This window comes from Nostoc sp. CALU 546, assembly GCF_048836525.1.
On the sequence record NZ_JAWJTF010000123.1, the window covers coordinates 476 to 26,516 of the forward strand.

The 26,041-nt window shown below is 40.4% G+C and carries 26 protein-coding genes, 1 tRNA gene and 1 pseudogene; 14 read left to right on the forward strand and 14 right to left on the reverse strand.

What is annotated here, in order from left to right:
* The 6 genes and pseudogenes from RRG12_RS36765 to RRG12_RS36790 form a co-directional block, all read left to right on the forward strand.
* On the forward strand, positions 1-422 hold a 422-nt coding region (locus tag RRG12_RS36765), incomplete at its 5' end, for a WD40 repeat domain-containing protein (RefSeq protein WP_420762605.1).
* 150 nt (positions 423-572) lie between these two features.
* On the forward strand, positions 573-1,277 hold the full coding sequence (locus tag RRG12_RS36770) for an IS5 family transposase (protein ID WP_420762606.1): 705 nt from the start codon (positions 573-575) through the stop codon (positions 1,275-1,277).
* A gap of 73 nt (positions 1,278-1,350) precedes the next feature.
* A complete protein-coding gene (locus RRG12_RS36775) occupies positions 1,351-2,298 on the forward strand; it encodes an IS5 family transposase (protein ID WP_420758163.1) in 948 nt (315 codons plus the stop codon).
* 55 nt (positions 2,299-2,353) lie between these two features.
* Positions 2,354-2,464: pseudogene (locus RRG12_RS36780) on the forward strand (IS5/IS1182 family transposase); the annotation flags it as partial.
* 111 nt (positions 2,465-2,575) lie between these two features.
* The gene (locus RRG12_RS36785; protein WP_420762607.1) at positions 2,576-3,190 is read left to right on the forward strand and encodes a hypothetical protein; all 615 of its coding nucleotides are present in this window, start codon (positions 2,576-2,578) and stop codon (positions 3,188-3,190) included.
* Positions 3,191-3,478: 288 nt separating this feature from the next.
* Positions 3,479-4,222: an alpha/beta fold hydrolase gene (locus RRG12_RS36790; RefSeq protein WP_420762608.1), complete on the forward strand. Its 744-nt coding sequence runs from the start codon at positions 3,479-3,481 to the stop codon at positions 4,220-4,222.
* Between the two features lie 171 nt (positions 4,223-4,393).
* On the opposite strand, the gene RRG12_RS36795 is transcribed toward RRG12_RS36790, so the two are convergent.
* The 3 genes from RRG12_RS36795 to RRG12_RS36805 all read right to left on the reverse strand — a co-directional run bounded on the left by RRG12_RS36795 (position 4,394) and on the right by RRG12_RS36805 (position 6,144).
* A tRNA-Ala gene (locus tag RRG12_RS36795) sits at positions 4,394-4,466 on the reverse strand.
* Between the two features lie 65 nt (positions 4,467-4,531).
* Positions 4,532-5,260 (reverse strand): HAD family hydrolase, encoded by a 729-nt coding sequence (locus RRG12_RS36800; protein WP_420762609.1) that lies wholly within the window; start codon positions 5,258-5,260, stop codon positions 4,532-4,534.
* Positions 5,257-6,144, reverse strand: a complete 888-nt coding sequence (locus tag RRG12_RS36805) for a class I SAM-dependent methyltransferase (RefSeq protein ID WP_420762610.1) — start codon at positions 6,142-6,144, stop codon at positions 5,257-5,259. Before RRG12_RS36805 ends, RRG12_RS36800 begins: the two co-directional genes overlap by 4 nt.
* Positions 6,145-6,703: 559 nt before the next feature.
* Here RRG12_RS36805 and RRG12_RS36810 point away from each other — a divergent pair.
* Positions 6,704-7,885 carry an RtcB family protein gene (locus RRG12_RS36810; RefSeq protein ID WP_069072564.1) on the forward strand — a complete coding sequence of 394 codons (1,182 nt, stop codon included), beginning with the start codon at positions 6,704-6,706 and terminating at the stop codon, positions 7,883-7,885.
* 199 nt (positions 7,886-8,084) lie between these two features.
* Here RRG12_RS36810 and RRG12_RS36815 read toward each other — a convergent pair whose 3' ends face one another.
* Positions 8,085-8,261 carry a hypothetical protein gene (locus RRG12_RS36815; RefSeq protein ID WP_370684488.1) on the reverse strand — a complete coding sequence of 59 codons (177 nt, stop codon included), beginning with the start codon at positions 8,259-8,261 and terminating at the stop codon, positions 8,085-8,087.
* 169 nt (positions 8,262-8,430) lie between these two features.
* Positions 8,431-9,732, reverse strand: coding sequence for a dihydrolipoamide acetyltransferase family protein (locus tag RRG12_RS36820; RefSeq protein ID WP_420762611.1), 1,302 nt, complete (start codon positions 9,730-9,732; stop codon positions 8,431-8,433).
* Positions 9,733-9,794: 62 nt separating this feature from the next.
* Here RRG12_RS36820 and RRG12_RS36825 point away from each other — a divergent pair, with 62 nt between their 5' ends.
* A complete protein-coding gene (locus RRG12_RS36825) occupies positions 9,795-9,965 on the forward strand; it encodes a hypothetical protein (protein WP_176727104.1) in 171 nt (56 codons plus the stop codon).
* A gap of 154 nt (positions 9,966-10,119) precedes the next feature.
* The gene (locus RRG12_RS36830; RefSeq protein WP_420762612.1) at positions 10,120-10,644 is read left to right on the forward strand and encodes a hypothetical protein; all 525 of its coding nucleotides are present in this window, start codon (positions 10,120-10,122) and stop codon (positions 10,642-10,644) included.
* A gap of 55 nt (positions 10,645-10,699) precedes the next feature.
* On the opposite strand, the gene RRG12_RS36835 is transcribed toward RRG12_RS36830, so the two are convergent.
* A complete protein-coding gene (locus RRG12_RS36835; RefSeq protein WP_069072569.1) occupies positions 10,700-11,149 on the reverse strand; it encodes a YlqD family protein in 450 nt (149 codons plus the stop codon).
* 42 nt (positions 11,150-11,191) lie between these two features.
* Positions 11,192-13,168 carry an AMP-dependent synthetase/ligase gene (locus tag RRG12_RS36840; protein ID WP_069072570.1) on the reverse strand — a complete coding sequence of 659 codons (1,977 nt, stop codon included), beginning with the start codon at positions 13,166-13,168 and terminating at the stop codon, positions 11,192-11,194.
* Between the two features lie 251 nt (positions 13,169-13,419).
* Here RRG12_RS36840 and RRG12_RS36845 point away from each other — a divergent pair, with 251 nt between their 5' ends.
* Complete coding sequence (locus tag RRG12_RS36845) at positions 13,420-13,665, forward strand: hypothetical protein (protein ID WP_069072571.1); 246 nt, start codon at positions 13,420-13,422, stop codon at positions 13,663-13,665.
* A gap of 194 nt (positions 13,666-13,859) precedes the next feature.
* Here RRG12_RS36845 and RRG12_RS36850 read toward each other — a convergent pair whose 3' ends face one another.
* Together RRG12_RS36850 and RRG12_RS36855 are read right to left on the reverse strand one after the other, a co-directional pair.
* Positions 13,860-14,111, reverse strand: a complete 252-nt coding sequence (locus RRG12_RS36850) for a transposase (RefSeq protein WP_420762613.1) — start codon at positions 14,109-14,111, stop codon at positions 13,860-13,862.
* Between the two features lie 23 nt (positions 14,112-14,134).
* Positions 14,135-14,839, reverse strand: a complete 705-nt coding sequence (locus RRG12_RS36855) for a hypothetical protein (protein WP_420762614.1) — start codon at positions 14,837-14,839, stop codon at positions 14,135-14,137.
* 428 nt (positions 14,840-15,267) lie between these two features.
* Between RRG12_RS36855 and RRG12_RS36860 the strand changes: the two genes are divergently transcribed.
* Positions 15,268-15,432, forward strand: a complete 165-nt coding sequence (locus RRG12_RS36860) for a hypothetical protein (RefSeq protein ID WP_176727105.1) — start codon at positions 15,268-15,270, stop codon at positions 15,430-15,432.
* A gap of 267 nt (positions 15,433-15,699) precedes the next feature.
* On the opposite strand, the gene RRG12_RS36865 is transcribed toward RRG12_RS36860, so the two are convergent.
* From RRG12_RS36865 to recQ, 3 genes are all read right to left on the reverse strand, one after another.
* Positions 15,700-16,881 carry an MFS transporter gene (locus RRG12_RS36865; RefSeq protein WP_069072574.1) on the reverse strand — a complete coding sequence of 394 codons (1,182 nt, stop codon included), beginning with the start codon at positions 16,879-16,881 and terminating at the stop codon, positions 15,700-15,702.
* A 12-nt stretch (positions 16,882-16,893) separates the two neighbouring features.
* Positions 16,894-17,466 (reverse strand): Uma2 family endonuclease, encoded by a 573-nt coding sequence (locus tag RRG12_RS36870; RefSeq protein WP_420762615.1) that lies wholly within the window; start codon positions 17,464-17,466, stop codon positions 16,894-16,896.
* A gap of 242 nt (positions 17,467-17,708) precedes the next feature.
* On the reverse strand, positions 17,709-19,868 hold the full coding sequence (gene recQ / locus RRG12_RS36875) for a DNA helicase RecQ (RefSeq protein WP_420762622.1): 2,160 nt from the start codon (positions 19,866-19,868) through the stop codon (positions 17,709-17,711).
* A gap of 95 nt (positions 19,869-19,963) precedes the next feature.
* Between recQ and RRG12_RS36880 the strand changes: the two genes are divergently transcribed.
* A complete protein-coding gene (locus tag RRG12_RS36880) occupies positions 19,964-20,308 on the forward strand; it encodes a helix-turn-helix domain-containing protein (RefSeq protein WP_420762616.1) in 345 nt (114 codons plus the stop codon).
* 370 nt (positions 20,309-20,678) lie between these two features.
* On the opposite strand, the gene RRG12_RS36885 is transcribed toward RRG12_RS36880, so the two are convergent.
* Positions 20,679-22,241, reverse strand: coding sequence for an AAA-like domain-containing protein (locus RRG12_RS36885; protein WP_420762617.1), 1,563 nt, complete (start codon positions 22,239-22,241; stop codon positions 20,679-20,681).
* Positions 22,242-22,381: 140 nt separating this feature from the next.
* On the reverse strand, positions 22,382-23,767 hold the full coding sequence (locus RRG12_RS36890) for an AAA-like domain-containing protein (protein WP_420762618.1): 1,386 nt from the start codon (positions 23,765-23,767) through the stop codon (positions 22,382-22,384).
* A 332-nt stretch (positions 23,768-24,099) separates the two neighbouring features.
* Between RRG12_RS36890 and RRG12_RS36895 the strand changes: the two genes are divergently transcribed.
* Together RRG12_RS36895 and RRG12_RS36900 are read left to right on the forward strand one after the other, a co-directional pair.
* Positions 24,100-25,059: a protochlorophyllide reductase gene (locus RRG12_RS36895; RefSeq protein ID WP_420762619.1), complete on the forward strand. Its 960-nt coding sequence runs from the start codon at positions 24,100-24,102 to the stop codon at positions 25,057-25,059.
* A 649-nt stretch (positions 25,060-25,708) separates the two neighbouring features.
* A partial coding sequence (locus tag RRG12_RS36900; protein ID WP_420762620.1) for an ELWxxDGT repeat protein occupies positions 25,709-26,041 on the forward strand: 333 nt, incomplete at its 3' end.

Here is a 26,041-nt window from a genome sequence, read left to right on the forward strand (position 1 = left end):
ACAAGACCATCAAAATTTGGGATGTCAGCAGTGGTCAACTCCTCAAATCCCTTACTGGTCATAGCCATGCGGTTATTAGCGTCGCTTTCAGTCCCAATGGACAACAGTTAGCTTCCGCTAGTTATGACAAAACCATCAAAATTTGGGATTTGGATTTCGATAATTTATTACTCAGTGGTTGCAGTTTGCTGAATAATTACCTCATTACCCATCCAGAAGTGTTAGAAGAGTTGCAATCATGCCAAACTCCATCTCGTTTGACGCAAGGTGCAACAGTGTTAGTCATCCAAGGTGAAAAGTTAGCGCGAAATGATGATATTAATGGCGCTGTTGAAAAGTTTGGCAAAGCACAGCAGTGGGATAATAAATTAAAGTTTGATTCCCACGCCAGAGCGAAAGAGTTAGCGAATCAAGCTAAGTAAGACCTAACCCCCAGCCCCTTCCCTGCTAGCGTTGGGGAGTAAGATTCAAAGCCTGTCTCCTCTTAGAGGATGTTTTAAAAGTGGGGGGCAATTGTAAGAAAGCTCACAAGGCTTAAGCTGAAATTATAAGCATCAGCACCTTGTGAGCAAATGACTAAAGCATATCGTAGTAACCTGAGTTGGGAACAGTGGGAATTGATTGAAAAAGAGTTTCCCTTACCGAAAGCAGGGGGTCGGCCTCGTAGGATAGCTATATACACCGTTGTCAATGCTATTCTCTACGTACTTTGTGAAGGATGTACTTGGAGAGGATTACCAGGGGATTTTCCTGCATGGTCTACTGTTTATGGTTATTTTTGGAGATGGAGCCAAGATGGAACTTGGTTAAAAATTCACGACAAATTATACCAATGGACTCGCGTGGCAGCAGGACGTGAACCTAGCCCGTCAGAAGCAGCAGTCGATAGTCAATCGGTGGAAACAGCAACCATGATATCCCAAGAGGTAGGTTATGATGCAGGCAAAAAAATACACGGTCGGAAACGACATCTGAGTGTAGATTTACTAGGACTAGTTTTACGAGTGTTAGTTACCTCTGCAAGCCTTCCAGAGCGCCAAGGAGCTAAACAAGTCCTCAAACGAGTTCATGATACGGGAAATCAGGTAAAGCGGTTGCACACTATTTGGATGGATGGAGGATACCGAGGCGAAGAATTTATGCGTTGGGTGATGGATATGTTTCGCTGGATTGTGGAAATTGTGCTTCGACCCTTGGAAAAGAAAGGTTTTGTCCATTTACCAAAGCGCTGGGTTGTTGAGCGAACTTTTGGTTGGCTTAACGGCGTTGTTGCATGAATAGAGAAAAATGGTAAATTTTACTTATTCCTTCCTACCTCTACTAATCCCCTCCTAGTTTCTTAGTTGGACTATGAAGACGAAAGCCAAAACTAACTACAGAGTCCGTAACTGGCAGGAATATGATGCGGCGCTCAAGCAGCGAGGGAGCCTGACTTTCTGGGTGAGTGAAGAAGTAATCGAACAGTGGCGCAACGAAAAGAAAACAGGACGGAAAGGAGCCTCCAACTATTACAGTGACGTGGCGATCGCTACGATGGGAACTGTACAATCGGTATTTAACTTAGCAGGGCGGCAGACGGAAGGATTTCTAGAATCACTGTTTATCTTGATGGGAATTGAGTTGAAGGTACCAGATCACTCCACCCTATGCCGTCGTTTGAGCAATTTATCGGTGGAACTGCCCGTAATCCCAAAGGATGACGCAATCCATGTTGTAGTGGATTCAACTGGGGTAAAAGTGTATGGTGAAGGAGAATGGAAAGTTCGCACACATGGGGTAGGTAAACGACGGACGTGGCGGAAGTTGCATCTGGGAGTTGATCAAGGAAGCGGAGAGATTTTGGCTGCGGTGGTGACTACTAATGATGTAGCTGATTGCGAGGTACTACCCGACTTGTTGGAGCAGATTGACTCCAATATTGAACAAGTATCTGGTGATGGCGGTTATGACACAAACAAAAGTTACGACACAATCACTCAACGCCAAGCCAAAGCAGTGATTCCACCTCGCAGTAACGCTCAGATTCAACAGCCTCATAACTCTGAACTGCCTCCACATCAAAGAGATGAAAATTTGCGTCGGATACATCAAATTGGTCGCCAGCAATGGAAGCAAGAAAGTAGATATCATCGACGTTCTTTGTCTGAAACAGCTATGTTTCGACTAAAAATTATTTTTGGGGGTAAGCTAAGACGACGCTTTTTTGACAATCAAGCTGTTGAGTTATTTCTGCAATGTGCTGCACTTAATCGCATGATTCAGTTAGGCAAGCCAGATAGCTACAAAGTGGAAAAATAATTACTAACTCTGCTAAGAGTTGGTGTGCCTTTTTTCTGTTTCATGCAACAAAGCCTGGCTTAACTGGTGTCGGCGTTTAAGTAAAGATTATGAACGACTACCAGAAACCTCTGAGACTTTTATTTACATTGCGATGATCCGGATTATGGTCAGGCGACTGGCATAATTTTTGACTCGCTTCGACTTTTAAAACATCCTCTTAGGAGAGAGGTTTGGAGAGAGGTTAAAAGTGTTGCTTCCATTCGAGAACTGCTATAAATAATCACAAGGTGGAAGGATGGCATACAGCGATTTTAGTCTCGCTAAGGTGAAAAAGAGTTTTGATTTAACACTCGATGAAACTCGGAATTTATTTGCTGATACAAAACCTATTACACCATCAGAAACTCTCAGAACAATTTTAATAGATTACATCCCTTTAGCAACTGCAATTTCAACCGAAAAAGCCAGGTCAGAGTTTTTAATTGCACCAATCCTCGCAGAAGTCAGACGATTATTAAATAATAAAATATCACTATTCTCTGGAAATGAATTTAATGTTGATGCGACTCAAGGCTTACAAGGCTTTTGCGATTACATCATCAGCAATTCCCAGGAACAATTATTTCTTTCTGCTCCGGTAATGTTTATTTTTGAAGCGAAAAAAGAAGATATTATCGGCGGTCTGGGTCAATGTGTAGCGGCAATGATTGCAGCGCAACTGTTCAATCAAAATCAAGGCAATGAAGTTGGGCGAATTTACGGCTCGGTTACTAGTGGAACTAACTGGAAGTTTTTATTTTTAGAAGAGACGACTGTTTATATAGATTCGACTGAATACTATATTAAAGAAGTTGATAAACTTTTAGGTATTTTATTGCAACCTTTTCAGCCTGTTTTAACTGCTGTTTAAATATATTGCAGGTGCTAATGTAACTTACCTGGTCAAGTTTTAAAATTTGCTAAAAAATAAGATAAGTTAAACAACTCGTTCACCATTCAGTATCTAGGCATAAATAAATTTAGAGTTTGTAGTGAGTTAGCGCGGTCTTGGGGGTTTCCCCCATGAGCGACTAACGAACCCGAAGGGTAAGGACTTTAGTCCTGATAATCCTTGCTCTGAGCGATAAATCGCTCACTACAAACTAGGAGTTTATTTTATATTTAATTATGTCTACCAACTTACCACTATTCAATTGATATGAGTCTATATTGTCTAGTTCACGGTGCCTTCCAAGCTACCTGGTGTTGGGATTTGCTAATTCCCTACTTAGAAACACAGGGTCACAAAACTGTAGCAATGGATTTGCCAATTGAAAATGCATCTGCTACTTTGTCCCAACTTGCGAATACAGTAATTCAAGCGCTGCCAAAAACTGATGATGATATTGTGCTAGTCGGTCACTCAATGGCTGGTACTATAATTCCCTTGGTTGCAGAAGCGGTAAAAGTGCGTCAACTAGTGTTTGTGGCTGCGCTACTTCCATATCCTGGAGTCAGTACACTCGATCAATTTTCTCATCGTCTTGATTCTGATACGCTCAAATCATTCAATTACCAGCCAAAAGACCCAAGTAAACTCGAACAATTCTACAATGAGCCTGATATATATGAACCAGCTTCCGTAGGCAAAGATTATTCAGACGAAGCAGTATTAAGGGATTTTTTCTTTCATGATTGTCAACCGGATGTAGCACAGTGGGCAATCTTGAAAAGTCGTCCGCAACAATCTATGGCATATATATTTGAAACGAATCCTCTAAAAGCTTTGCCGCATGTTGAGCGTAAATATATTGTTTGTAGCAACGATCGCATAATATCTCCTACATGGTCGCGCTACGCTGCACGCAAGCGCTTAGGAGTCGATGCAATTGAGCTACCTTCTGGACATTGCCCACATCTGTCTCGTCCTGACCTTCTTGCCTCAATATTAACTAGTAATTAATTTTTTGATCCATATTTTAGGAAATTAGCCGAACCGTATTGAGTGTGAACCAGGGAATATCTTTGAAATTTTAATTCGGGATAGACGAACGATATTATCTAGTTAATAACGACATGAATTTGCAAATTGCGACATTGAATTTGCGAATGTACAAATTATTTAATGGACACATGGAGAATAACGGATTTGAACCGATGGCCTCTGCGGTGCGATCGCAGCGCTCTACCAACTGAGCTAATTCCCCTTGATCGGTATCAAGTCAAGAGTAATATCACTCTTTAACTCAATCCACTATCACCATAGAGTATTCTAACACTCAGTTACCGATGGCTGAGGCTCTTTTTGAGAATAAACTTTCTGCACCCGTTCGAGTTCTAAATCACTGAGATAATCAACAGTCCAGTTGCAGCAGCGTTGGAGCATGTGGAATGGGTAAGTATTTGCTACACCAACAACTTGCATTTGCGATCGCTTCGCCGCCTCGATACCAGCTGGAGTATCTTCAATTGCCAGACATTCGTGTGGTTGAAGATTCAATTCCGGATATTCTTTATTCAGGTGTTTCACTGCCAGTAGATAACCATCGGGTTCTGGTTTACTGGTGGTGATGTCATCACCGGCGACGATAATTTTAAAATGCTCGGCTAGTTTAGCTCGGTGGAGTACCAATTCTATTTCTTGGCGAATAGCGCCACTGACTAGTCCTAATTTCAGATTCCGCGATCGCACCTGAAATATTAAGTCTTCTACACCTGAATATAAAGGCAGTTTCTCTATTTTCTCTAGTTCCACCACATAGGCTTGGGCTTTGCGGTACAACAACTGAGTTAAATAGCTTTCGTTAGCGACTCTACCACGATTCGCGAGTAGTTGCTGAAAACAAGCGCGATCGCTACGTCCTAAAGAAGCTTGACGCTCACTCACCTTTTGGGGTTGGAGATTTTCTTCAATGAGAATCTCATCTATCAGTTGCAGATGGATTGGCTCATCGTTAATGATCACACCATTAAAATCAAAAAGAACTGCCTTTAAACTCATGCCATTATGCCAAACGCTGGAGATCCAAGTCCCTCCAAATCATTATTATCTACTGATGTGGGAGTATAATGACGGACATTTTCGGTTTTGATTGGTTTAACGCCACTAGTTACCTGATTTATCCACCATACATCCTGCGATCGCACTGCTTCAAATCCGACTGCACCCATATTCGCATCTATACTATTAGCAGCATATTCACGAATATATGGCTCCTCAAAAACATCATTAAGCCATTCTAGCTGACGCAGAGTCTTCTGATTGCCATCTAGAATCAATACTTGCCCTCCAGTTACCAGCAACCGGAAGCTTTCCCGCAAAATTGCTAGTGACACCGCGTTTGGTGTTTCGTGGAATAGCAAAGAAGCTGTTACTAAGTCAAAAGAAGCATCCCTCAAACCAGTTTTTTCAGCATTTCCATGTCGCCAGACTATATCTAAACCGGCATTTCTAGCTTTATCTTCTGCCCTTACCAGCATATAGGGTGATAAATCTAAACCAATAACTTCTGCTTGGGGGAAAGCCTGCTTTAACATTAAAGTCGTGGAACCTGTGCCGCAACCTAAATCAAGTATGCGTCGTGGTTTCACCTTGACGGCATCAACTAAAGCTTGACGGACAATACTTTCATTCGGTGGCAGAACATATTGGGTAATCGGATCGTAAGTAACTGCTGCACTGGAATTGAGATATCCACCTGTAACACCGTGAAAATTTTGACTACTGTAGTACGCCGGAATTATCACATCATCTCGTCGATAGCGATCGCTCTCTTTCTCCCAGTCAATACTATCAGCGTAACGCCGTAACCCGTCTTCATCAATCAAAAGACGCACTACAGGGGATAAAAAACGTTCCCAGATTGTATCTTGACGCACTGCCATATTGTGTCAGAACTTTAAAAGTTTACTTAAGTAAAGTAATTTTCTTTACAAATTTTAATACATTTATGAAACATCTGCTTTCTGTCTGTGGTATTGGGTTGACGCTTGTAACTATTTTAGTTACACTTATAATACAAAGAAGCTACTCTCTAAAAGTAGTTCTTCAGCTTCACGAAAATTGAGCGAACAAAATGAAAGACAATATAACATTTAAATTGCTACAACTAACTAGTAGTATGTCAATTTGAAATCGATGCCTTACAACAAACCCACAGAACTTATTTCAAAAACCAAATACTAGTCCTATCGATAATAAGTTATAAGTCATATCGATACTTATCAGTGACATTCTCACGGCCGTGAACGCACTGTGATTCTGGAGTAATGAGTAATAAGTAATGAGTAAATACCCATTTTTCATCCACTCATTACTCATTACTCATTACTCCTTACTCATTACTTTAAAGCATTGCGTGAAGCACAGGGCTTCAGATCCAAATATGTGGTGACATCGACCCAATCGAAAATCTAAAATTCAAAATCCAAAATAGAAACAATTATGCCCTACGAAAAGTTAGAAATTACCACACCAGCACCCGTATTATCTTGGGCAAATCACTCCTTGGGGCCAGAAGAAACCAAGATGGCAAAGAATGTGGCATCGCTACCATTTGTATTTAAGCATCTGGCATTAATGCCAGATGTTCACTTAGGAAAAGGTGCTTTAGTAGGTTCTGTAATTGCAACAAAAGAAGCGATTATACCAGCAGCAGTTGGTGTGGATATTGGTTGTGGAATGAGCGCTATCAAAACATCATTTACCGCCGAACAACTAGAAGGTAAACTGAAGAAAATTCGCCTGGATATTGAAGCAGCAATTCCGACTGGATTCAACGAAAATAAAGATATTGAAAAATCTGTCACCAACTGGCAACACTGGGAAGATTTTAAAGACTTGCATCGCGGCGTGCAAGACCTGCAAAGTAAAGCAATGAAACAGATGGGTTCTCTCGGTGGAGGAAATCACTTTATTGAAGTGTGCCTCGATACAGAGAATCAAGTTTGGCTGATGCTGCATTCTGGTTCGCGTAACATTGGCAATAAACTCGCCCAGTGTCATATTCACACAGCTAGGGAATTAGCAAAAATGGCAGGTAATAAATTGCCTGACCCAGATTTGGCTCATTTTGTCGCTGGTACGCCAGAATTCAAAGCATATTGGCACGATTTGCAATGGTCACAAAACTATGCGCGTGTCAACCGCGATGTGATGATGGCGCGTTTTAAGCACATAGTTGAGAAGCATTTGGTAGGTGGGAAAGCAACTAAACCTTTATTGCAGGTTAATTGTCATCACAATTACGCCGAAAAAGAAGTGCATTTTGACGAGGATGTATACGTTACTCGTAAAGGTGCAGTCCGCGCCCAAACTGAAGATTATGGGATTATTCCTGGTTCGATGGGGGCAAAGTCTTTCATCGTTAAGGGTAAAGGTAATGCTCATAGCTTCTGTTCTTGTTCCCACGGTGCAGGGCGTTTGATGTCTAGAAATAAGGCAAAAAATGTCTACACACTTGATGATTTAATAGAGCAAACAAATGGCGTAGAATGCCGCAAAGATGAGGGTGTGTTAGATGAAATTCCTGGTGCTTATAAACCGATAGAACAAGTTATGGCAAATCAAGCGGATTTGGTTGAGGTTGTAGCAACACTCAAGCAAGTTCTTTGTGTGAAAGGATAAGTTTGTTGGGTGGGTAATGCCCACCTTTTTTATTTTTTTAAACGCAAAGGGACGCTGAGGTAAGTCCAGAGGTACGCTGAGGAATAAATGATTGTTTTAAGTGAATCGACTGAACAAATAGAGTGTCTATATAGCCGCACCCAATAGTCCAACATCCGCAGTGGCAAGGGTGGAGTCGATGCTGGTAAAGTTTGAAACTCTAAATGCAGTATTTGATTAGCAGTTTATAAAAAGTTACTGAGTCGGCACGAATTGGTTCTTGATTTAATTCTGTTTTGAGAATCTGGATATCCGTTGCCTCAGATACAAGTAAGTAGCGGATAAAATCTTCTGGATACTGCTCAACCAGATATTTAAGAGTGTTGTAGTATGTCACTGTGATATCAGTTTGGAGAGAAACTAATGTAGAGACGTGATATAGCCACACCTTTACATAGTTTGTCCATAAAAAATTTAAGTGTAGGTATTATTTATTGTTAGCGCTACTCTACGAAAACTGCTGTTCACTGATAGCGCTAACATTTAAATTGGGTGTCTTTTCAAAATTACATTGTCAAAGATTGAGGATTTGTCTCAATCAATTTCGCTAAATCTTGCAAGAACGCCGCAGCATGGGCACCGTAAATAATCCGGTGGTCAGAAGTAATATTTACTTGCATTTGTTGCCGCACGCCAAATAAACCGTCGGGTGTTGCTACCACTTGCGGACGGGATGCCCCGATCGCTAAAATTGAACCTTGCCCAGGTGGCAAAATTGCATCAAACTTGTCTACGCCAAACATTCCCAAGTTAGACAGGGTAAAAGTACCACTGTTGTATTCTTGAGGCTGTAGTTGTTTTGCCCTCGCACGTTCTACCAAAGACTTCCAAGTACGCGATAGAGAATAAATATCCACTGCATCTGCATTTTGCAGCACAGGTGTAATTAATCCGCCATCATCCATAGCGACTGCTACGGAAATGTTGATATCAGAATGATAAACAATACCCTGGTCTGAGTAGCTAGCATTCAAAAGTGGATGTTTTTGCAATGTTACCGCTACAGCTTTCGCCAGTAGGGCTGTCATTGTCACGCCTTTGGATTTAATTTGTTTATAAAGTTTGTCTAATCCATCGGTGGTAATTGTATAACCGACACGGAAAACGGGCACGGATATGGTGGCTACCATGTTCCGCACTACGGCATTTTGGAAGGTAGTTAGAGGCACGGTTTGACCAGGAACAGCCGCTACTACTGGCGCGGGTGCTGGTGTGCGAGTTGCTGGGGGTGTAGATGGGGCACTAGTTGGTACAGGTGCGGGTGGGGCAACTGGGGCAGGGGCGGGTTGCTTGCCCTTATTGGACAATGCTTCTACATCCTCGGCGACAATGCGACCGTAGGGGCCACTACCTTGGAGTGTAGTTAAATCAACTTTGAGTTCTTTAGCTAACTTGCGGGCGCGAGGTGAAGCTACAAGCCTTCCTTCTTTGTGGTTAGACCCGTTTTGAGAGGCTAAGGCAGGTGTTGCAGCTGTGGCTGTGACGGGGATTGGTTCAGGGGATGAGGTCGCACTAGCAGCTATACCGCCGGAATTGGCAAGAGATTTCGCCTGTTCAATTTCAGCTTCCGTTTCGGCGATGAAGGCGATCGCAGATCCTACCGGGGCAGTTTCACCAGCTTCAACTATGATATGGGCAAGAAATCCCTCATAGAAGGTTTCTACATCCATATCTGCCTTATCTGACTCTACAACCACCACTGTTTCGCCTTTCTCCACTTTGTCACCTGGCGATTTCACCCAGGAGACGATTTTGCCTTCGGTCATGGTAGAACTCAGAGCCGGCATAAATACTTCGTGAATGCTCATAGGGTGGCTTGGGAATCAATGGTTTATGGACTTTAACAGCTTTTATCAGATCGAATTGTATCTTGGCGGGAGAGTTTTGGACTGTTTATATTTTAGGTTGGGCATTGGGAATTGGGCATTGGGAATTGGGCATTGGGCATTGGGCATGGGGCATTGGGCATGGAGGGAGTTCCAAACTCCTAACTCCTAACTCTTGTACAGACGCGATTAATCGCGTCTCTCCAGGAACCTAAATATGAATTGGAGGTCTATAATACAGAGCTATTTATATTCCTCATAACCACTGCTTAAGATACAGGAGCTTTTCACAAGTAGAGGATATAAGGTGAAGTTCCATCTCGAATTCAAAATTGGTAATAAACCTATTTGAAATTCTTGTTTACTTATATGTCGGCAAAGTTAAAATTCTTTTTGATTGTGATACTTGGTATCTTTGCCACTGCTGGCGCTGGAGTTTATATTACCCAGCGCCAGGCATCTGTACCGATTGTTGAGACTAGTAACGAACAAGCCCAGCAGGTGGGAGCAATACATCAGTCTCAAGAAGTTGTGGCATACTTAGACCGTTCCGATTATAAAACTATACCTCTAGAAAAGATCAACTCATCTCTCCAAGGTAGTGATCCTGCTACCCTCGCCCTGAACGCTTTTGAGGACATAGCATCGGTGGGAGGAACGCGAAAGGTAGAAGTAGCTTATCCGCAACGAAATCAGGCCTTAGTGACGATTACACAAATCAAACAGGGTGATGATTCAGTTGATACAGTTAAATATCGAGTTGAGATGACCACCTTTGGGCGATCGCTTTTGATCAGTTCACCCCCAGTCTGGCAAATTGTTTGGGCTGGCTCCCAGAGAGAATGTTGGGCTGGAAGCCGCTCCCAAACAAAGTTAAATCACATCTGTGATTAGTCATTGGTCATTAGTCATTGCTCACAAAACAAATGACAACGGACAAATGACAAATTTAAATGTCGCCGCGAATTTCTTCTACAACGCCATCGCGCAGAACGATTTCTACCTGCATTTTGCTAATCAGGTTATCACCGGTTTCTACCCGGAAAAAGCCTTCCATTTGAAATTGGTTGACTTCCTGATCTTGCTGGAGAAACTGTACTTGCTGGAGGTTTTGCAGCAATTGATTTTTCTGCTCTAGAAATTCACTTTTCTTTTGATTGACTTGGAGTTGGATATTGTCAATTTGTTGGAGGGTCTGGGGGCCTGGTGGTTGTAGACTCTGTTTTTGAATTGCCGCGATCGCTCTTTGTCCTTCAACGTCTAGCTGTTGCAACTGCTGATCAAGTTGATTGATTTGTGTTTGCAGCTGCTGTTGTACTTCCTCTTTCCAGAGAGGAGTCACAATAACTTTGACGTTGACGACGCGTTTCAGAAGCAAATTAGACTTGGAGACATCCATAAATATTTCACGTTCACTCTTTACAGTTAGCAGGTGGAATGATCAGGCAAACATGCCGTCAATAATATCGCGATAGCGTTCCGTGACGACATGTCGGCGAACTTTCAGTGTTTGTGTCATCAAGCCATTTTCGATGGAAAACGGTTCCAGGATGAGTTTGAATGTCCCGATGCGGTCATCCGGTCGATAACCTGGACGATTTTGGACTTCCCGCTTCAATTCTTGGCGAAATAAATCCTGGATCATTCTACTCTCGAAGTCAATTTTTTGACTATCTGAGGAAGTTACCTGGTTATTGGGCGTATCCAGTATCAAATTCTGACTTACTGCCCATTTTTCTAAGGCTTCGACATTGGGGACAATTAAGGCTCCCAGGCTGCGCTGATCTTGGCCGACGAGCATAATTTGATCGATGTATGGCGATCGCAAACACGCATCTTCGATCGGCTGTGGCTCGATGTTTTCGCCGTTGGTCAATACAATCGTATCCTTTGCCCTGCCAGTCAGCACTAAGTCGTCTTGTGGTGTCAGCCAACCCAAATCGCCGCTATCAAACCAACCTTCAGCGTCAATTGCTTTCGCCGTCGCTTGCGGATTTTGGTAATAGCCTTGCATAATCTGCGGCCCCTTCAATAATACCAAGCCTCGCTTTTCTATTGGTAAAGGTGCTTTTGTCTCAGGATCGACGATTTTAGCTTCTGTAGCCGGGAGTGGTAGCCCTGATGCGCCAATCAAATTTCGCCAAGGACGCCGCACATGGGTAACAGGAGAGGTTTCTGTCAAGCCATAGCCTTGCAAAATCTGCACACCAATAATTTCAAAGAAGTTATCTATGTGTCTGGGAAGGGCACCGCCGCCGCTAATCATCTGCTTAACTCGTCCTCCAGTGGCTTCTCGCACCTTGGCATAAACCAGTCGTTCTCCCAAGGCATGGAGGGGTAATAAAGCCGCTGCTTGTATCCTAGCTGCTAATCGTTCGATGCCTGAAGCATGAAGATTATTTAAATCTAATCCCTGAGCAACTCGCCGCGCTCTAATATATTTTTCGCTCATGCCCAATAAAAATTTAATTAGGCGTTGCTTTTTGGCTGGTTGTTCGCGGAACTGCTTTTGCACTCCTTCATAAATCGATTCCCATAGGCGGGGTACACCGACCATATAATTGGGTTTAAATTGTCTCAAGTCTGCTTTTACGGAGCGCAAGTTGGTATAAACTTGTGTGCAACCTTGAGATAGTAGGTAATATTCAACAGTTCGTTCATAGCTGTGCCACGAAGGCAGGATACTAAGAACCATATCACCCGCGTTTGGTTGCAATACTGTCCCAAAAGTTATCACTTGGTGCATCAAGTTGTTATAAGACAGCATTACACCCTTGGGTTTACCCGTAGTGCCGGAGGTGTAAATTAGGGTTGCCAGAGCGTCACGATTTTGCTTGACTGGCACAAAATTATGATTTACCCCAATTTCGATCAACTGAGCAAAGTTGAGTACCTTTAGGGTTTCGCCTGTAGGTGGTGTTTCATCGGAAAGTAAGATTACCACTTGAATTGGTAAATCGTTGAGGCGGTCTTGTAGTTTTTTAAGTGTTTTTAAATCCTCAACGACGATCGCTGTACTGCCGCTATTGGCAATGATAAACAGTAGTTCTTCTTTTTCTGCTTGGGAGCTACGCACTGCATCAACTCCACCAGCAGTCATTATGCCTTGATCGGCAATAAACCAGCGAGGACTATTGTCAGCAATTAGGGAAATGCGATCGCCTACTTTTATTCCCAAGGACTGCAACCCAGCAGCAAATAGTTGCATTTGCTCTGCTAGCTGGGTATAAGTAATTGCTACTTCTGGTTTAGCGTGAGGGTTGTGGAGGGCGACAATATTACCAAATTGTTGAGCGGCCAAAGGCCAAATTTCTGGCAGCGATTCCACATTTGTGTAATCTACCACCCGCTTTAATGCTTGGCGTTCTCGTTCACTAATGTTAGATAAAAAAGAAGACGCGGTTTGGGTTTTTGACATAACACCTTACCTAAGTATCGTAAACTGATTATTTTCCAGCTTATTTTGTTATTACGCTACAATATCTATCCTTATTATCTACATTCCCTTCTGTGTATGATAATTCCAGGAATTCCACGTTTATATTTACAAAAGTTTATGGTAAAGTTAATTTACATAGAGTGCAAGCAATGGATTGTGTTTGCATCTAAGAACAGCGATGTCTACGACGGCCTACGCCTACGCCTATTTTTCACAGGAGATGATTACCTATGAATTTTATAGACACAATAATGCTAACGCTGCTCAATATTGCTGCTTGCATAGCGTTACCTAAAATTTTAGCTATCATTTTGGCTGAGAAAACCAAACTTACCGAAGCGTTACAGGATGGTTCCAAATTACAAACAGCCAAAATTGAACTTACCAGTTTTCCTTATTGTACAGCTTACCCAGTAACAGGTAGTCAATTTTGTAAATTCAGTCCTGATTTCTGTGCTAAATGTTCTCCGAATTGATGGACTGTTTGCCAAGAGAAATTACTCAGTACTTCGACGACGAACTATTAAATTAACTCTTTCTAATTTCGTCAAATCTCTTATATTGTTATTTTGTTCGTAGTTAGCGCTTTAGCAAAGACAGCGCTAACTACGAACTTAGTAAATGAAACTTGACAAACCACTAGTACAGCACGGCGGAAATAAACCGAGTATTAAACGGCCAAAACTTTACCCTTATATGTATAATTGAAAGGTTTAGGCATTGTTTGATTAAAGTAGTCAATAAAAGCAATAATTCTAGTTTTAAGGTCATCCTGACTCTTGAAACTGCCTCTTCTTAGTAACTTCCGTACCAAAATACTAAACCAAATTTCAATTTGGTTTAGCCAAGAAGAATGTAGTAGTGTGTAATGGAAAACGATTTGATCTGTCGGGTCAATTAAAACAGTTGCACGAGATTTCATTAGGCAAATTTCTTGATTGCAGACTACTCTCGATATTCTTTTTCTGGTACTCTAAAAGCTGCATATTTCCATTCATTACCTTCTAAATATTCAATTTTAAACTCTCCTTTAGTCACTAAACTAATATCTTTCAGGTTTACTATCGCATTTTCTCCTAATAAAACACACTCAGAGTTGCTAGTGGAAGGTTGATTTGGCGTTGTATTTATTTGATTAATAACTTTACGCTGCAATTCTTGATACTGTTGCTCTGTTATTAATTTAGAATCGTATAACTTTTTTATATCTCTTAGTTGATTTTCTATATTTGAGCCACCTTGATTTGACAAGCTATCTACTTGACAAGAATCTGGCTTAAAAGCAATTTTTCTAACAGGATGATCCCACCATTTAGAAACCTGAGTTAACCAATTAGTTGTTCTTGTTGTATGTACTACTTTTACTTGATTATCAGTTATTTCTAAACGAACCCAATCAGTGGATCTTTTTTGAATCAAACCAGCAAATCCCCAAGACAAAACACTTCCTACTGAAACCCCAGAATCTGCAAGACGAAGCTTTATAACTCTAGGTTCTATAGCTTGTCCTATTTTAATTGGAGCCAAAGCTACAGAATTAATATTATTAACAAGGAAAGTAGGATTCTTTTCTGTCCCAGTGGAAGGCTTTACTGCTGTAGAATTTGTAACCAATACTGCTATTAGCAAAATGGTAACTTTCTTGCTCATGCTTCTTATTATTTTTTTTACTGAAAAACGTGTAAATTAATAGACTATAGTAATTAATTTCAGGTTGTCAAGAAAATAATATTTAAGATTAGCCCTGTCAAGGTGGATAACAATTTTAGACATTAACCTCTTATCTCTGTGTTTTCTATATCTCTGTGGTTAAATTAATGACTAATTCACCGTATAGCTACAGAGAAGCCAGTGTGTTGCAGTGAGTTCAGTGCTGTAAGCAGGTTCTCTGTTGTAGCAACTGGCGGAACACAGAGAGAAAAAAGAGATTTTACTAATCAACTTTAAATTATCAGAATATATTTAGTTAGCTTATAACCGATAAAAGAAATTAAAATACTGCTTTGAAGCAATTGTACTAATTTTGCTTCAAACTAAAAATATAGTAAACACCAATTTTGAAATAAGGACGAACGCACATGAGTTTAACCGATGGTATATTACTGACGCTGCTAAATACTGTTGCTTGCCTTGCACTGCCTAAATTGCTAGCAATTCTGTCTGCAAAAAGCCAAAAAACTTCACCATCGCTGTCTACTGCGATATCAAAAGATTCTAACTCTGAAATCCCCAGTTTTTCATAATATAAGCTGATTTTCTCTAGATATCGCTTTGAGGACGAGACAATTTAGCGATTGCTGCAAAGCGATATCTTACGGGAAATTATTCACATTTTTTTTCGGAAATAATCAGTGTGTATATTTCCAAAAAATAAAATTTTATGGAGAAAAATTTTGACTACAGTACAGCGAAAACCAGGCAATAGAGAATAATTATAGTATTACTACTAAAAAAGATTTTTAGTAGCTTAATTTGACTTTTTTGCCGCGATTTTTTGTTATTATTTAATTTTATCTTGCTGTGGTTATTTTAGGTCTGACGATAACAAAAAATGCAAGCAAAGTAAAAAATAACATTTGCCAAGTTACCAAATTCCAGCCACCAAGATTCCAACATAATAGACCAATACTAGTACCTACGGAACCGCCAATAAAATAGATAGTTATGTAAACTGTATTGATGCGACTATTTGATTGAGGATCAAGAGTGTATATCCTTGCAACATTGGTGACTTGGACTGCCTGTACACCCACATCTACTAACAATACAGCAACCGCGATCGCTAATGCAGAATTAGAAGCAATTTTAGCAATTACTAAACTTGCAATCACCATCGATACAGCAATAGTCAAGGAACGTTGCGAGTTACCTTGATCAGCTATTTTACCAAAAACTGGTGCCATTAATGCACCTGCGATCGCTACAAAGCCATACATCCCAATTGTGTCAGATTGAAAATTAAAAGGCGCTCCACTTAAATGGAAAGTCAGCGTTGTCCAAAATGAGCAAAAAACACCAAACAATAACCCGCTAATTAAAGACGCTTCTCTTAATAATGAAAACCGTTTTAATTGATGAAGTGTTGAGCTTAATAATTCCAAATAATAACCATTAAATTCATTTTTGATATTAGGCAAATATATATTTAATAACACAATAATAATTAAAATCATTACTGCCGAAAATCCATATACATAACGCCAAGTAAACCATTCAGCAATATATCCACTAAAAACCCTTGCTCCTAAAACTCCAATCAATATACCAGTAAAAATGTTGCCTACGGTTTGGCCTGTAGTTACTCTATCTATACTTGCCGCTAAAGGAAGAATAATCTGAGCGGAGACTGTCGCAATCCCAATTGCTACGCTCAATATCCAAACTTGGATGATGTTTTGTGAAAACATCATGGCTATCAACAAACAGAACAAACATGTCAGTAAACAAAGAATTAATTTTTTCTTGTTGATTTTATCGCCCAAGGGGATTAAAAAGAAAAGCCCCAAGCCGTAACCAACTTGCGTCAGCACAGAGATGCTACCCGCTTCGCCTTCAGTGACTCGAAAAGATGATGCAATATCTTTGAGGATTGGCTGATTATAATAAACATTAGCAACACAGACACCGGCTGCGATCGCCATAATCAGTACTTGGACTTTAGTTAATCCGCTACTTGAGATTTGTTTTTCCATTCAACCTAAAATTTATACAGGAAAAAACTGGTTTACAGTACAGCTAAAACCAGGTAATAAAGGAGAACTTATAATATCACTACTAAATAAGGTTGTTACCAAATTAAGTTGAATTTGTTCGCGTCGATAGACCTCTAGTTTACGCGATCGCCAATCAGCAATCCAATATTCTTTTACTCCTCTGGAAGAATAAAGTTTAAGTTTAGCTTCCTTATCTCGTCTTTGGTCTTCATTGCTAGCAGACAAAACTTCGACTACTAAATCTGGTGCGCCAGTTAAATGTCCCGCTTCATCCAATGTTAGCGCCAAGGTTTCTTTAGTAGCCCAAACTACATCAGGAATCACATTATCTGATTCTGAAAACAAAACGCCGGGGTTGATTACAGCTTCTCCTAAACCAGTAGATTCTGACCAAATGTTAAGCTGCTGGAAAATTCTGCCACAAGTTTGCTGATGTTTAAAGTGAGGTGCCCTAGTCATAAATAATTCTCCATCAACTATCTCGTAGCGCGTCCCTTCATTTTCCGGGAACAATTCTACATCGTGAATTGTCCAGCGTACTCCTGTATTAAGGATCTCACTCATTGGCTAACTCCTTTAATCTTTTAATCAATAAGACTTAAGTTTAGCTTCCTTATCTAGTTTTTCAAAAAACAAATATATGAGCAAATAGTAAGACTTAAACAAAATGCACCAAATAAAATGCAAAACGTATTGATTTTGGCAGATTTGCGAGTTTTGATTTCTCTCCCTCGTTCATTTTTTTATTGTCATTCATAATGAAACAATAATTGTTTTGCTTTGTATTACTCGTCCTTAGCAAATCATCACTTGCGATTTTCACGTCGCCACTTACTCCGTACTAAACGAATTTCATCAAAAGTGTAGCTTTCGCCTAGTTGTTCTTTGATGGGAGTGAGAGAAATGTCACCGAGTACTTCTAAAACTTGCCAAATTTTTTGTTGATGTTCTAAAGGTACTAATTGATTTAAATCAACTGGCTGATTTTTCTCAATTAGTTTTTCTAGATGAGTGCTAACTGTTGCCGGACTAAGGTTGCGTTTTTGGGCAATTTGAGCGATGTTTAAACCTTGTTGATGCAATTGTAATGTTTGTAATTCGGTGTAAGAAGAAGATGATTTGGCAGAAGATACGGAAGTAGCCGATTTATTTTGCAAACCTTTTTCTTGGCGGTAGGCGCGAATTTCTGTAATAAACTTTTCGCCATATTGAGCGAGTTTGTGACTACCTACACCAGAAAGTTTGGCAAATTCAGCTAAGTTTTGGGGTTGCACCTGTACCATCAATTTTAAAGTGGAATCGTGGAAGATGACGTAAGGTGGAACAGATTGCTCATCAGCTAATTGTTTACGGAGCGATCGCAATTTCTGTAATAATACCTCTGCCTCTTCTGCTTTTTCACTCCCCTGTTCCCAGGCGATCTTTTGAACTGTGGTTACAGCTAGGGAAACTGTGCGTTGTTTTCGCATTACTTCCCAACTTAAGGCATTTAGTTTTAAAACTGAGTACCCATCGCTACTTTGTTCTATTAACCCTTGATGTAAAAGCGATCGCCCTAACATTCGCCATTCATCTAGAGTTCTATCTTTACCAATACCATAAGTAGAAAGTTTATCGTGTTCGTACTGGAGAATTTTGTCTTTTTTTGCCCCTCGCAACACATCAATTATGTATGCCATCCCAAACCTTTCTTTGCAACGCGCCACACAAGATAAAAACTTCATGGCTTCAATTGTCCAATCTTGCATGGGTTTGGGATGACGACAATTGTCACAGTTACCGCAATTCCCAGGGAACCTTTCGCCAAAATAACCCAGTTGAATCGTTCGCCGACAATCAGTGCCTTCAGCGTAATCGATCATTTGTCGCAGTTGTTGTTTTGCAATCAACTGTTCTTGAGGATCAGTTTTTTGATCGATACTCCATTCAATTGTTTTAACATCACCAAAGCTGAAAAATATTGTACACCGAGATGGTTCTCCGTCTCTCCCGGCTCGACCCGATTCTTGATAATAACTTTCTATATTTCTGGGCATATCAAAATGAACTACCAGCCGCACATCGGGTTTATTAATTCCCATCCCAAAGGCAACTGTTGCCACCATCACCCGGACATCATCTCGAATAAATCGCGTTTGATTACTACTACGTTCCTCATCAGTTAATCCGGCGTGATAAGGCAGAACACCAATTTTATCATTTTGGAGTTTAAAAGTGAGTTCATCAACTTTTTTACGAGTTAAAGAATAAATAATTGTCGAACCTTCAGTTTCTCGAATTAGTTCTAACAATTCAGCGTAAGCATATTTAGTTTTAGGACGAACTTCGTAATAAAGATTTTCACGATTAAAGCTAGCAAGATGGATGCTAGGTTGCTTTAGTCCTAGTTGTTGAATAATATCACTACGGACGCGATCGGTTGCTGTGGCGGTGAGGGCGACCGTAGGAACATCAGGATAGCGTTTTCGCAGAGATTTCAACTGGCGATATTCTGGACGAAAATCGTGTCCCCATTCCGAAACGCAGTGCGCTTCATCAATAGCGAAGCTAGAAATCCCGATTTTTTCTTTAACTAAATCGAGAAACGGCAGAAACCTTTCACTCAAGAGGCGTTCAGGGGCGACGTAGAGTAATTTTACTTTACCGTTGAGGATGGCTTCTTCCCGCGATCGCACCTTGTAAGGATTCAAACTACTATTGAGAAATGTCGCGTTAATATTATTATTTCGCAGTGCTTCTACTTGGTCTTGCATCAAAGCAATTAACGGCGACACTACCACAGTTAGTCCATTTTTCAACAATGCTGGTAGCTGAAAACATAGAGATTTCCCCCCGCCAGTCGGCATCACAACCATTAAATCTCGATTTTGCAGCGCATCTTCGATAATTTGCCGTTGTCCGGGGCGGAATTGGTCGTAACCGAAGTGATATTTTAGCGCTTGTTCGAGATGGGGATACTGAAGCATAGCGATACCTACGGTGGGCTTTGCCAACGCTTTTTCGGTGGCTGTCTGTGTGAGTAATTATTGAAGATATCAGGATTTTAACTCACATCATAAAGATGACCCCTATTTCTAGTCAACAAACCTATACTGACTTACTTATTAAGTATCAGCCTAAGCCAATTAAAACAGAACAGGAGTATAACAAAGCCTTAACAGCAGTAGAGGGGATGATGTCTAGTGAATTGACAGAGGCGGAAACTGCGCTTTTTGAGTTGTTGGTTCTTCTGATTGAGAATTACGAGGAACATCATTATTCGATGGGTGAATCAAAATCTGCGGCTACTTTGGAATCCCTCATGCATGAGTTTGATGTGGAGCCAACTTCTTTACTTGGAGTTTTTGGCTCTATTGAGATTGTTAAGGAAGTAGTCAATGGTCAACGGAAAGTTAGCCAATCTTAAGCAGAGTCCCTAGCTAGGTTTTTTAATGACCACTATTCTGGACTTTCCGTAACGGCTCTTGACTTTGGACAGTGAGAAAATTGAAGATTAACAAGATTTATTACGAATTCTCCTAGATTCGATTGGTGGGGTGATGTTGCGATCGCTTTTTCGGTGGCTGTCTGCGTGAGTAATTATTGAAGATATCAGGATTTTAACTCACATCATCGGTAGCTTTAGGAAGAACTGCGTTTCTCTGGGGCGATCGTACTTTCTTCAAGCCAACCTATAAGATCAACGATCTGCTTGCAGCAGTGCTTGTCCAAGAAATACTCTACCGCGTTCTCTAATAAGCATACTTTTAATCTAAAATCCAAAATCTAAAATTCACTCAGCATCCATCTAAGCGAGAATTTGCATTTATTACTTTGCCCTTATGCCCTATCTGGGTACATTTTAATTGTGATTCTAAAGTATCAATCTTTTGTAAAAGCGACACTCCCCACATTATAGAAATAACTAACTTGATAGTCATACCCACGAGCAAAAGTATCACTATTGTGGCATTTTTCTTTTGTTGAGCCAGCCTTTTTTGTTGCTCAAGAAGTCGTGCTTCGACTTCTTGAGCACGTTCAGCTTCTAAGGCTTGCTGCACTTCTCGTCGATCTAATTCTTCACTAGCAGCTAAAAATCGATAATCTAAGTTGCTTAAGCTTTTACCATGTGCCCAAGTTTGGGCATCAATCAAAGCTTGTCCGCGCAATAGGCGAGATTTATCCTTTTCTTCTGAGGCTACCCATGCATTGAAGGTTTCGTAGTAGGGACGCAAGTAAGCTAATTTTTTTCCAACCCATTCTAAATTAAAAACTTCTTGATAAATTCGGTTTTTTATTTGGAGAAAGCCTTGCTTTTTGATCGCCAAACCAGACAGCAACAGTTCTACCTGTTCTCGACTATCGTCGGCTGGTACTTTTACTCCTTGGAGAATTTGCTGATAAATTCCTAGCAATCTGGCGGCAAATTGTTCGTTTCTGAGGATGCGATCGCGAATGGTTCGCAAATGCTCCGGTTCATCTTGCGATTCCCATTTCTCGATTATGTACGATCGCACCACATTTTCTATCCAAAATTCTTCTGTGCCAGGGGGAATTTTGAGCTTTCTACCCGTATCATCTTGAGATAAACTTACAAGTAGCCGACACAGTTTTTGGGTAAGAAATGGTTGTCCTTCTGTCCAACCTAATACTTCTTTCAAAACTTTCTGGGGATGATTGTCTTTAATATCCAGTCCCAAAGATAGTGGTTGAGCTTCTTCAAAAGTAAAACCATTTATTTGGATGGTTTTACCAAGATTAAATGGGGTAGTATGATTTCGATCTAGAATTAAGTCTGAAGGTGTCGCCACACCAAAAATTGCAAATGTAATTCGATGATATTCTGGATCAATTGCTCGTTGATTATAACAGAATCGAATCAAGTTAAAAAAGTCATCAACAGAGAAATTTAGGCTGAGAATACTATCAATTTCATCAATAAAAATAAATAGTCTTTCATTCGGAAACTTAGCTAACAGATTTTCCGAAATAAACCGACTGAGTTTCTGAACTAGAGAAATATCATTTTGTTCTTGCCACCAAGTTTTTAAATTGACTTTTCCTAACAGTTTGAAACTTAACCAGATGTCCCCAATAACTCCCTTATACCACTGTTCTGGTGTTATATTTTCACAACCAATATTAGTCATATCAACGGTGGCACATTTAAAGCCTTCTTGTTGCAAGCGGTGCTTTGTTTTTACCATAAGTGAAGATTTGCCCATTTGCCTACAACTGAGGATGTAACAAAATTCACCCTGTTTCAAGGCTTCGTAAAGTTCCACATCTGCTCTGCGCTCAACATAGCTAGGAGCGTCACTGGTAAGCGTGCCACCAACTTGGTATCGATAATTGTTCATTTAATTTATTTTAAATTCGTTCTATATCTAAATCAAAAAACTTGTCTTGGAGCAGTTGATAAAATTCATATAACAAAGTTCGTAGTAAGGACTTTAGTCCTTATTTTATAAGCAGTAAAATATAAGCACTAAAGTGCTTACTACCAACCATTATTTTGCTTACCAAACTGTTGGCTAAAATAAAGACGATATAACTCACACATGGCGCTAGCTTGATTGCCATTGAGTTGAACCAAACCCATGCTTTCTAGCTTATAAGCAGCGATCGCGTCTAACTCCACTTTTTCATCTGTTGCAATTACCTGTTGCATAGCTGACATTAATTCTGACTCTTTTTGCAGTAAGCTCAACAGTTCTCGTAAATGCTGACCGTAAATTCCTACTGGTGTAGATGCATTTTCTAGTAACACTTCCAGCGTCATTTCACCTTGACATAAATGATAAAATGCAAGGCTCACTAAATAGGGATGTCCTCCTACCATTGCTTGTAGGGGTGCAAGGCGTTTTGCACCTTCGGAGTCTGCTGCACAATTTAGTCCATAACGTAATGCTAAATTCTGTACCTGTTTGAGGGTAAATGGCGGCAGCGTAATTGTTATCCCTACATTGAAAGGTGATTGGTTGAGCTTGAGCGGAATATAAATTTCTGTTGTGTGAACCACCACCATCCGCAGTTTTTGCCAAGTTTGATCTTGCTTTGCTTGTTCATGCCAAAATCGCAGCATTGGCAGAAAATCTTGGGCAATATTAGGATGTTCAAAAACCCGATGGACTTCATTCAAAGCCAAAACTACAGGACTATCATGAATATATTGCAAAAGATATGCTTCAAAATAGATTTTGCAGCTTACCTTGCTGCCCATTTCCGTATCCCAAAAATCATCGAGACAGGGAAGGAGATTTAACTGCCTACTGACATTGACACAAAACCAACGCAAAAATTTATCCAGGGAAGCAAAAACGTCTAGATCAGCTTCTTGAAAGTCCAAATAGACAATTTGATAATCTTGCTCCCTAGCATAAGCAATCATCCGATTGAGCAGGGAACTTTTTCCCGTCTTTCTAGGTGCTTTGATCCGGATTAAGCAACCAGGGTGTAAAATCTCGTTACAAACAAGTTCTTCCAGGGGAGGGCGATTGATGTAAAGAGGAGAACCCAGTGCTACAGGGCCGCTAGGAAATTCTATCTTGTTTGCTGAAAAAAAGTCTGGAGAAACCATTTCTAAGTTAGATTCTTCGCCGAACTTTTGTTGGATCTGATTTTCCGGATCAGCTATCTCGTATTCCAGGTGTTTTTTCAAGGCTAAATGCAAATTTTTTTTCGTTACTCTTTTTCCAAGTGCAATGGAAAGGTCTTGCCATAACTCAGAGCCAACTTCCTTGATATAATTGTTACCATAGCCTGATGCCTCTGCCATTTCACCGTAAGTTTTGCCCAACCATGATTGATAGAGCACAAACCACTGAATTGAACCGAGAGGCTTGTCTTGCAGAATTTTTTTTACAGATTGTAGAAGCTCATCCACAGCGTATAAATTGTTAAACAGCTAGGAAATTTACTTATACTTTTTTGACTAGTAATAATATACATCTGAATACATCTGAAAAAATACTTGAAAACAGAAAAGCTGAAAATTGCATTGATACAATTTTTAGCTTTATCAATACATGACAATAATTACTATATTTATATATTTTTTGGAATATTATTTGTATAATTATATATTTTTCTTTTAAAAATTAGTCACTTTTACTTGGAGTACGAGGTTAGTGCAGCCTAATACAGCTTTGAAAAGCTGGTGATAATCATAGCTCACTGGTGTGAGATCCTAGAGACAGTCAATGGAGTCCGAACAGAATGGAACAACATAAGAAGCCAACGGTTGTAATTACGGGTGCCTCTTCGGGGGTGGGTCTGTATGCTGCAAAAGCTCTTGCTGAAAGGGGATGGTATGTGGTGCTGGCCTGTAGGGATTTAGCAAAGGCACAAAAAGCTGCCCAAGCTGTGGAAATCCCTTACAACAGTTATACCAGTATACATATCGACCTTGGCTCCTTGGAAAGTGTTCGACAGTTTGTGAAGAACTTCCGAGCCAGTGGAAAGTCCCTAGATGCTTTGGTATGCAACGCCGCAATTTATATGCCCTTAATCAAGGAGCCGTTACGCAGTCCAGAAGGTTACGAGTTAACTGTCACCACCAATCATCTGGGGCATTTCCTATTGTGCAACCTGATGCTAGAGGATCTGAAGAAGTCATCTTTAGAGCCAAGGCTGGTTATTTTAGGAACCGTCACGCACAATCCAGACGAACTGGGTGGGAAGATTCCACCCCGTCCAGATTTGGGCGAACTAAATGGCTTTGCAGAAGGGTTTAAAGAGCCGATCGCAATGATTGATGGCAAGAAATTTGAGCCAGTCAAAGCTTACAAAGATAGCAAGGTTTGCAACGTGCTAACTATGCGGGAACTGCATGAGCGCTATCACGAGTCAACTGGTATCGTCTTCAATTCTCTCTATCCGGGATGTGTTGCAGAAACGCCGCTATTTAGAAACCACTATCCTCTGTTTCAGAAAATCTTCCCCTTATTCCAGAAGTACATCACTGGAGGATATGTGTCTCAAGAGTTGGCGGGAGAAAGGGTCGCAGCCGTGGTTGCCGATCCTGAGTATAATCAATCCGGTGTCTATTGGAGTTGGGGAAATCGCCAGAAGAAAGATGGCAAGTCCTTTGTGCAAAAAGTCTCTCCTCAAGCCCGCGATGATGACAAAGGCGATCGCATGTGGGAACTAAGCGCAAAGTTAGTTGGGCTTGCATGATGACACAGGAATTAGTGTTACCTTGTGCATGATTTATCGATTCATCAATCCACTTTTTTGAATTGGCATCATGTATAAGTAAAGAATAGTTGAGGTGATTACTTAAGTCACCTCTGACTTTATTGATAGATTTATTTAACTGGTTGCCAGAAAATATAAAATATTTTGAATTTCCTAGAAAGTAAAAAATATTTATTTAATTGGTAATTAATTTATGTTTAAGAACAACTAATGAGAGCGAGAAATACATTTTTTGCTCTAGAAAATAATTCATGTATTGGGTAATAACGAATTATGCGAATGCTAGCTTACCCCTTTTAAAATTAGTATTTTAGGGTGCTAATACTGATATTTAACTTTCTACTAATTGTTCATCATAAATACAGCCTATTTTCACAAATAAATACTATACATCATCTAGATATTTTACGATTTGCAGTGTTTAGTAATTCAACTAAATTGGCTTTATATAAATAGAGTAGAAAGTTCAACATATTTGCTGAGGCTGTTTAATTTAAAAAAAAGCGAAGCTAGGGAACTGGGCGATCGCATTTTTACATAGCAAGAAAAATAGCGATCGTAGTTGGGGCGTGTATCAACGCCTGATTTCGCTTGTGATTCTTATCTAAAGGTTTAAGGAAAAACAGTTATGGCAGCAGAAGAAGCATCGATTAACCTCATAAAAGATATCAATACCAATGGAGCTTCCTCAAATCCGCAAAATCTGACGAATGTCAACGGCACCCTGTACTTCACTGCCACCGACAGCAGTGGAGGCAATGAACTGTGGAAGAGTGATGGCACCGAGGCTGGTACTATCCGCGTCAAGGATATTAATGCTGGCACGAGTAGCTCTTTCCCGGAATATCTGACGAATATCAACGGCACGCTGTACTTCGTTGCCTCCGACAGCAGTGGAGGTCGGGAATTGTGGAAGAGTGATGGCACTGAGGCTGGTACTGTCCGCGTCAAGGATATCGTC

What these genes read in the sequence shown, in the direction of transcription:
- RRG12_RS36770 (WP_420762606.1), top strand. Translation starts at nt 573, where the DNA reads ATGACTAAAGCATATCGTAGTAACCTGAGTTGGGAACAGTGGGAATTG.
- RRG12_RS36775 (WP_420758163.1), top strand. Translation starts at nt 1,351, where the DNA reads ATGAAGACGAAAGCCAAAACTAACTACAGAGTCCGTAACTGGCAGGAA.
- RRG12_RS36785 (WP_420762607.1), top strand. Translation starts at nt 2,576, where the DNA reads ATGGCATACAGCGATTTTAGTCTCGCTAAGGTGAAAAAGAGTTTTGAT.
- RRG12_RS36790 (WP_420762608.1), top strand. Translation starts at nt 3,479, where the DNA reads ATGAGTCTATATTGTCTAGTTCACGGTGCCTTCCAAGCTACCTGGTGT.
- RRG12_RS36800 (WP_420762609.1), bottom strand. Translation starts at nt 5,260, where the DNA reads ATGAGTTTAAAGGCAGTTCTTTTTGATTTTAATGGTGTGATCATTAAC.
- RRG12_RS36805 (WP_420762610.1), bottom strand. Translation starts at nt 6,144, where the DNA reads ATGGCAGTGCGTCAAGATACAATCTGGGAACGTTTTTTATCCCCTGTA.
- RRG12_RS36810 (WP_069072564.1), top strand. Translation starts at nt 6,704, where the DNA reads ATGCCCTACGAAAAGTTAGAAATTACCACACCAGCACCCGTATTATCT.
- RRG12_RS36820 (WP_420762611.1), bottom strand. Translation starts at nt 9,732, where the DNA reads ATGAGCATTCACGAAGTATTTATGCCGGCTCTGAGTTCTACCATGACC.
- RRG12_RS36830 (WP_420762612.1), top strand. Translation starts at nt 10,120, where the DNA reads ATGTCGGCAAAGTTAAAATTCTTTTTGATTGTGATACTTGGTATCTTT.
- RRG12_RS36835 (WP_069072569.1), bottom strand. Translation starts at nt 11,149, where the DNA reads ATGGATGTCTCCAAGTCTAATTTGCTTCTGAAACGCGTCGTCAACGTC.
- RRG12_RS36840 (WP_069072570.1), bottom strand. Translation starts at nt 13,168, where the DNA reads ATGTCAAAAACCCAAACCGCGTCTTCTTTTTTATCTAACATTAGTGAA.
- RRG12_RS36845 (WP_069072571.1), top strand. Translation starts at nt 13,420, where the DNA reads ATGAATTTTATAGACACAATAATGCTAACGCTGCTCAATATTGCTGCT.
- RRG12_RS36850 (WP_420762613.1), bottom strand. Translation starts at nt 14,111, where the DNA reads ATGAAATCTCGTGCAACTGTTTTAATTGACCCGACAGATCAAATCGTT.
- RRG12_RS36855 (WP_420762614.1), bottom strand. Translation starts at nt 14,839, where the DNA reads ATGAGCAAGAAAGTTACCATTTTGCTAATAGCAGTATTGGTTACAAAT.
- RRG12_RS36860 (WP_176727105.1), top strand. Translation starts at nt 15,268, where the DNA reads ATGAGTTTAACCGATGGTATATTACTGACGCTGCTAAATACTGTTGCT.
- RRG12_RS36865 (WP_069072574.1), bottom strand. Translation starts at nt 16,881, where the DNA reads ATGGAAAAACAAATCTCAAGTAGCGGATTAACTAAAGTCCAAGTACTG.
- RRG12_RS36870 (WP_420762615.1), bottom strand. Translation starts at nt 17,466, where the DNA reads ATGAGTGAGATCCTTAATACAGGAGTACGCTGGACAATTCACGATGTA.
- recQ (WP_420762622.1), bottom strand. Translation starts at nt 19,868, where the DNA reads ATGCTTCAGTATCCCCATCTCGAACAAGCGCTAAAATATCACTTCGGT.
- RRG12_RS36880 (WP_420762616.1), top strand. Translation starts at nt 19,964, where the DNA reads ATGACCCCTATTTCTAGTCAACAAACCTATACTGACTTACTTATTAAG.
- RRG12_RS36885 (WP_420762617.1), bottom strand. Translation starts at nt 22,241, where the DNA reads ATGAACAATTATCGATACCAAGTTGGTGGCACGCTTACCAGTGACGCT.
- RRG12_RS36895 (WP_420762619.1), top strand. Translation starts at nt 24,100, where the DNA reads ATGGAACAACATAAGAAGCCAACGGTTGTAATTACGGGTGCCTCTTCG.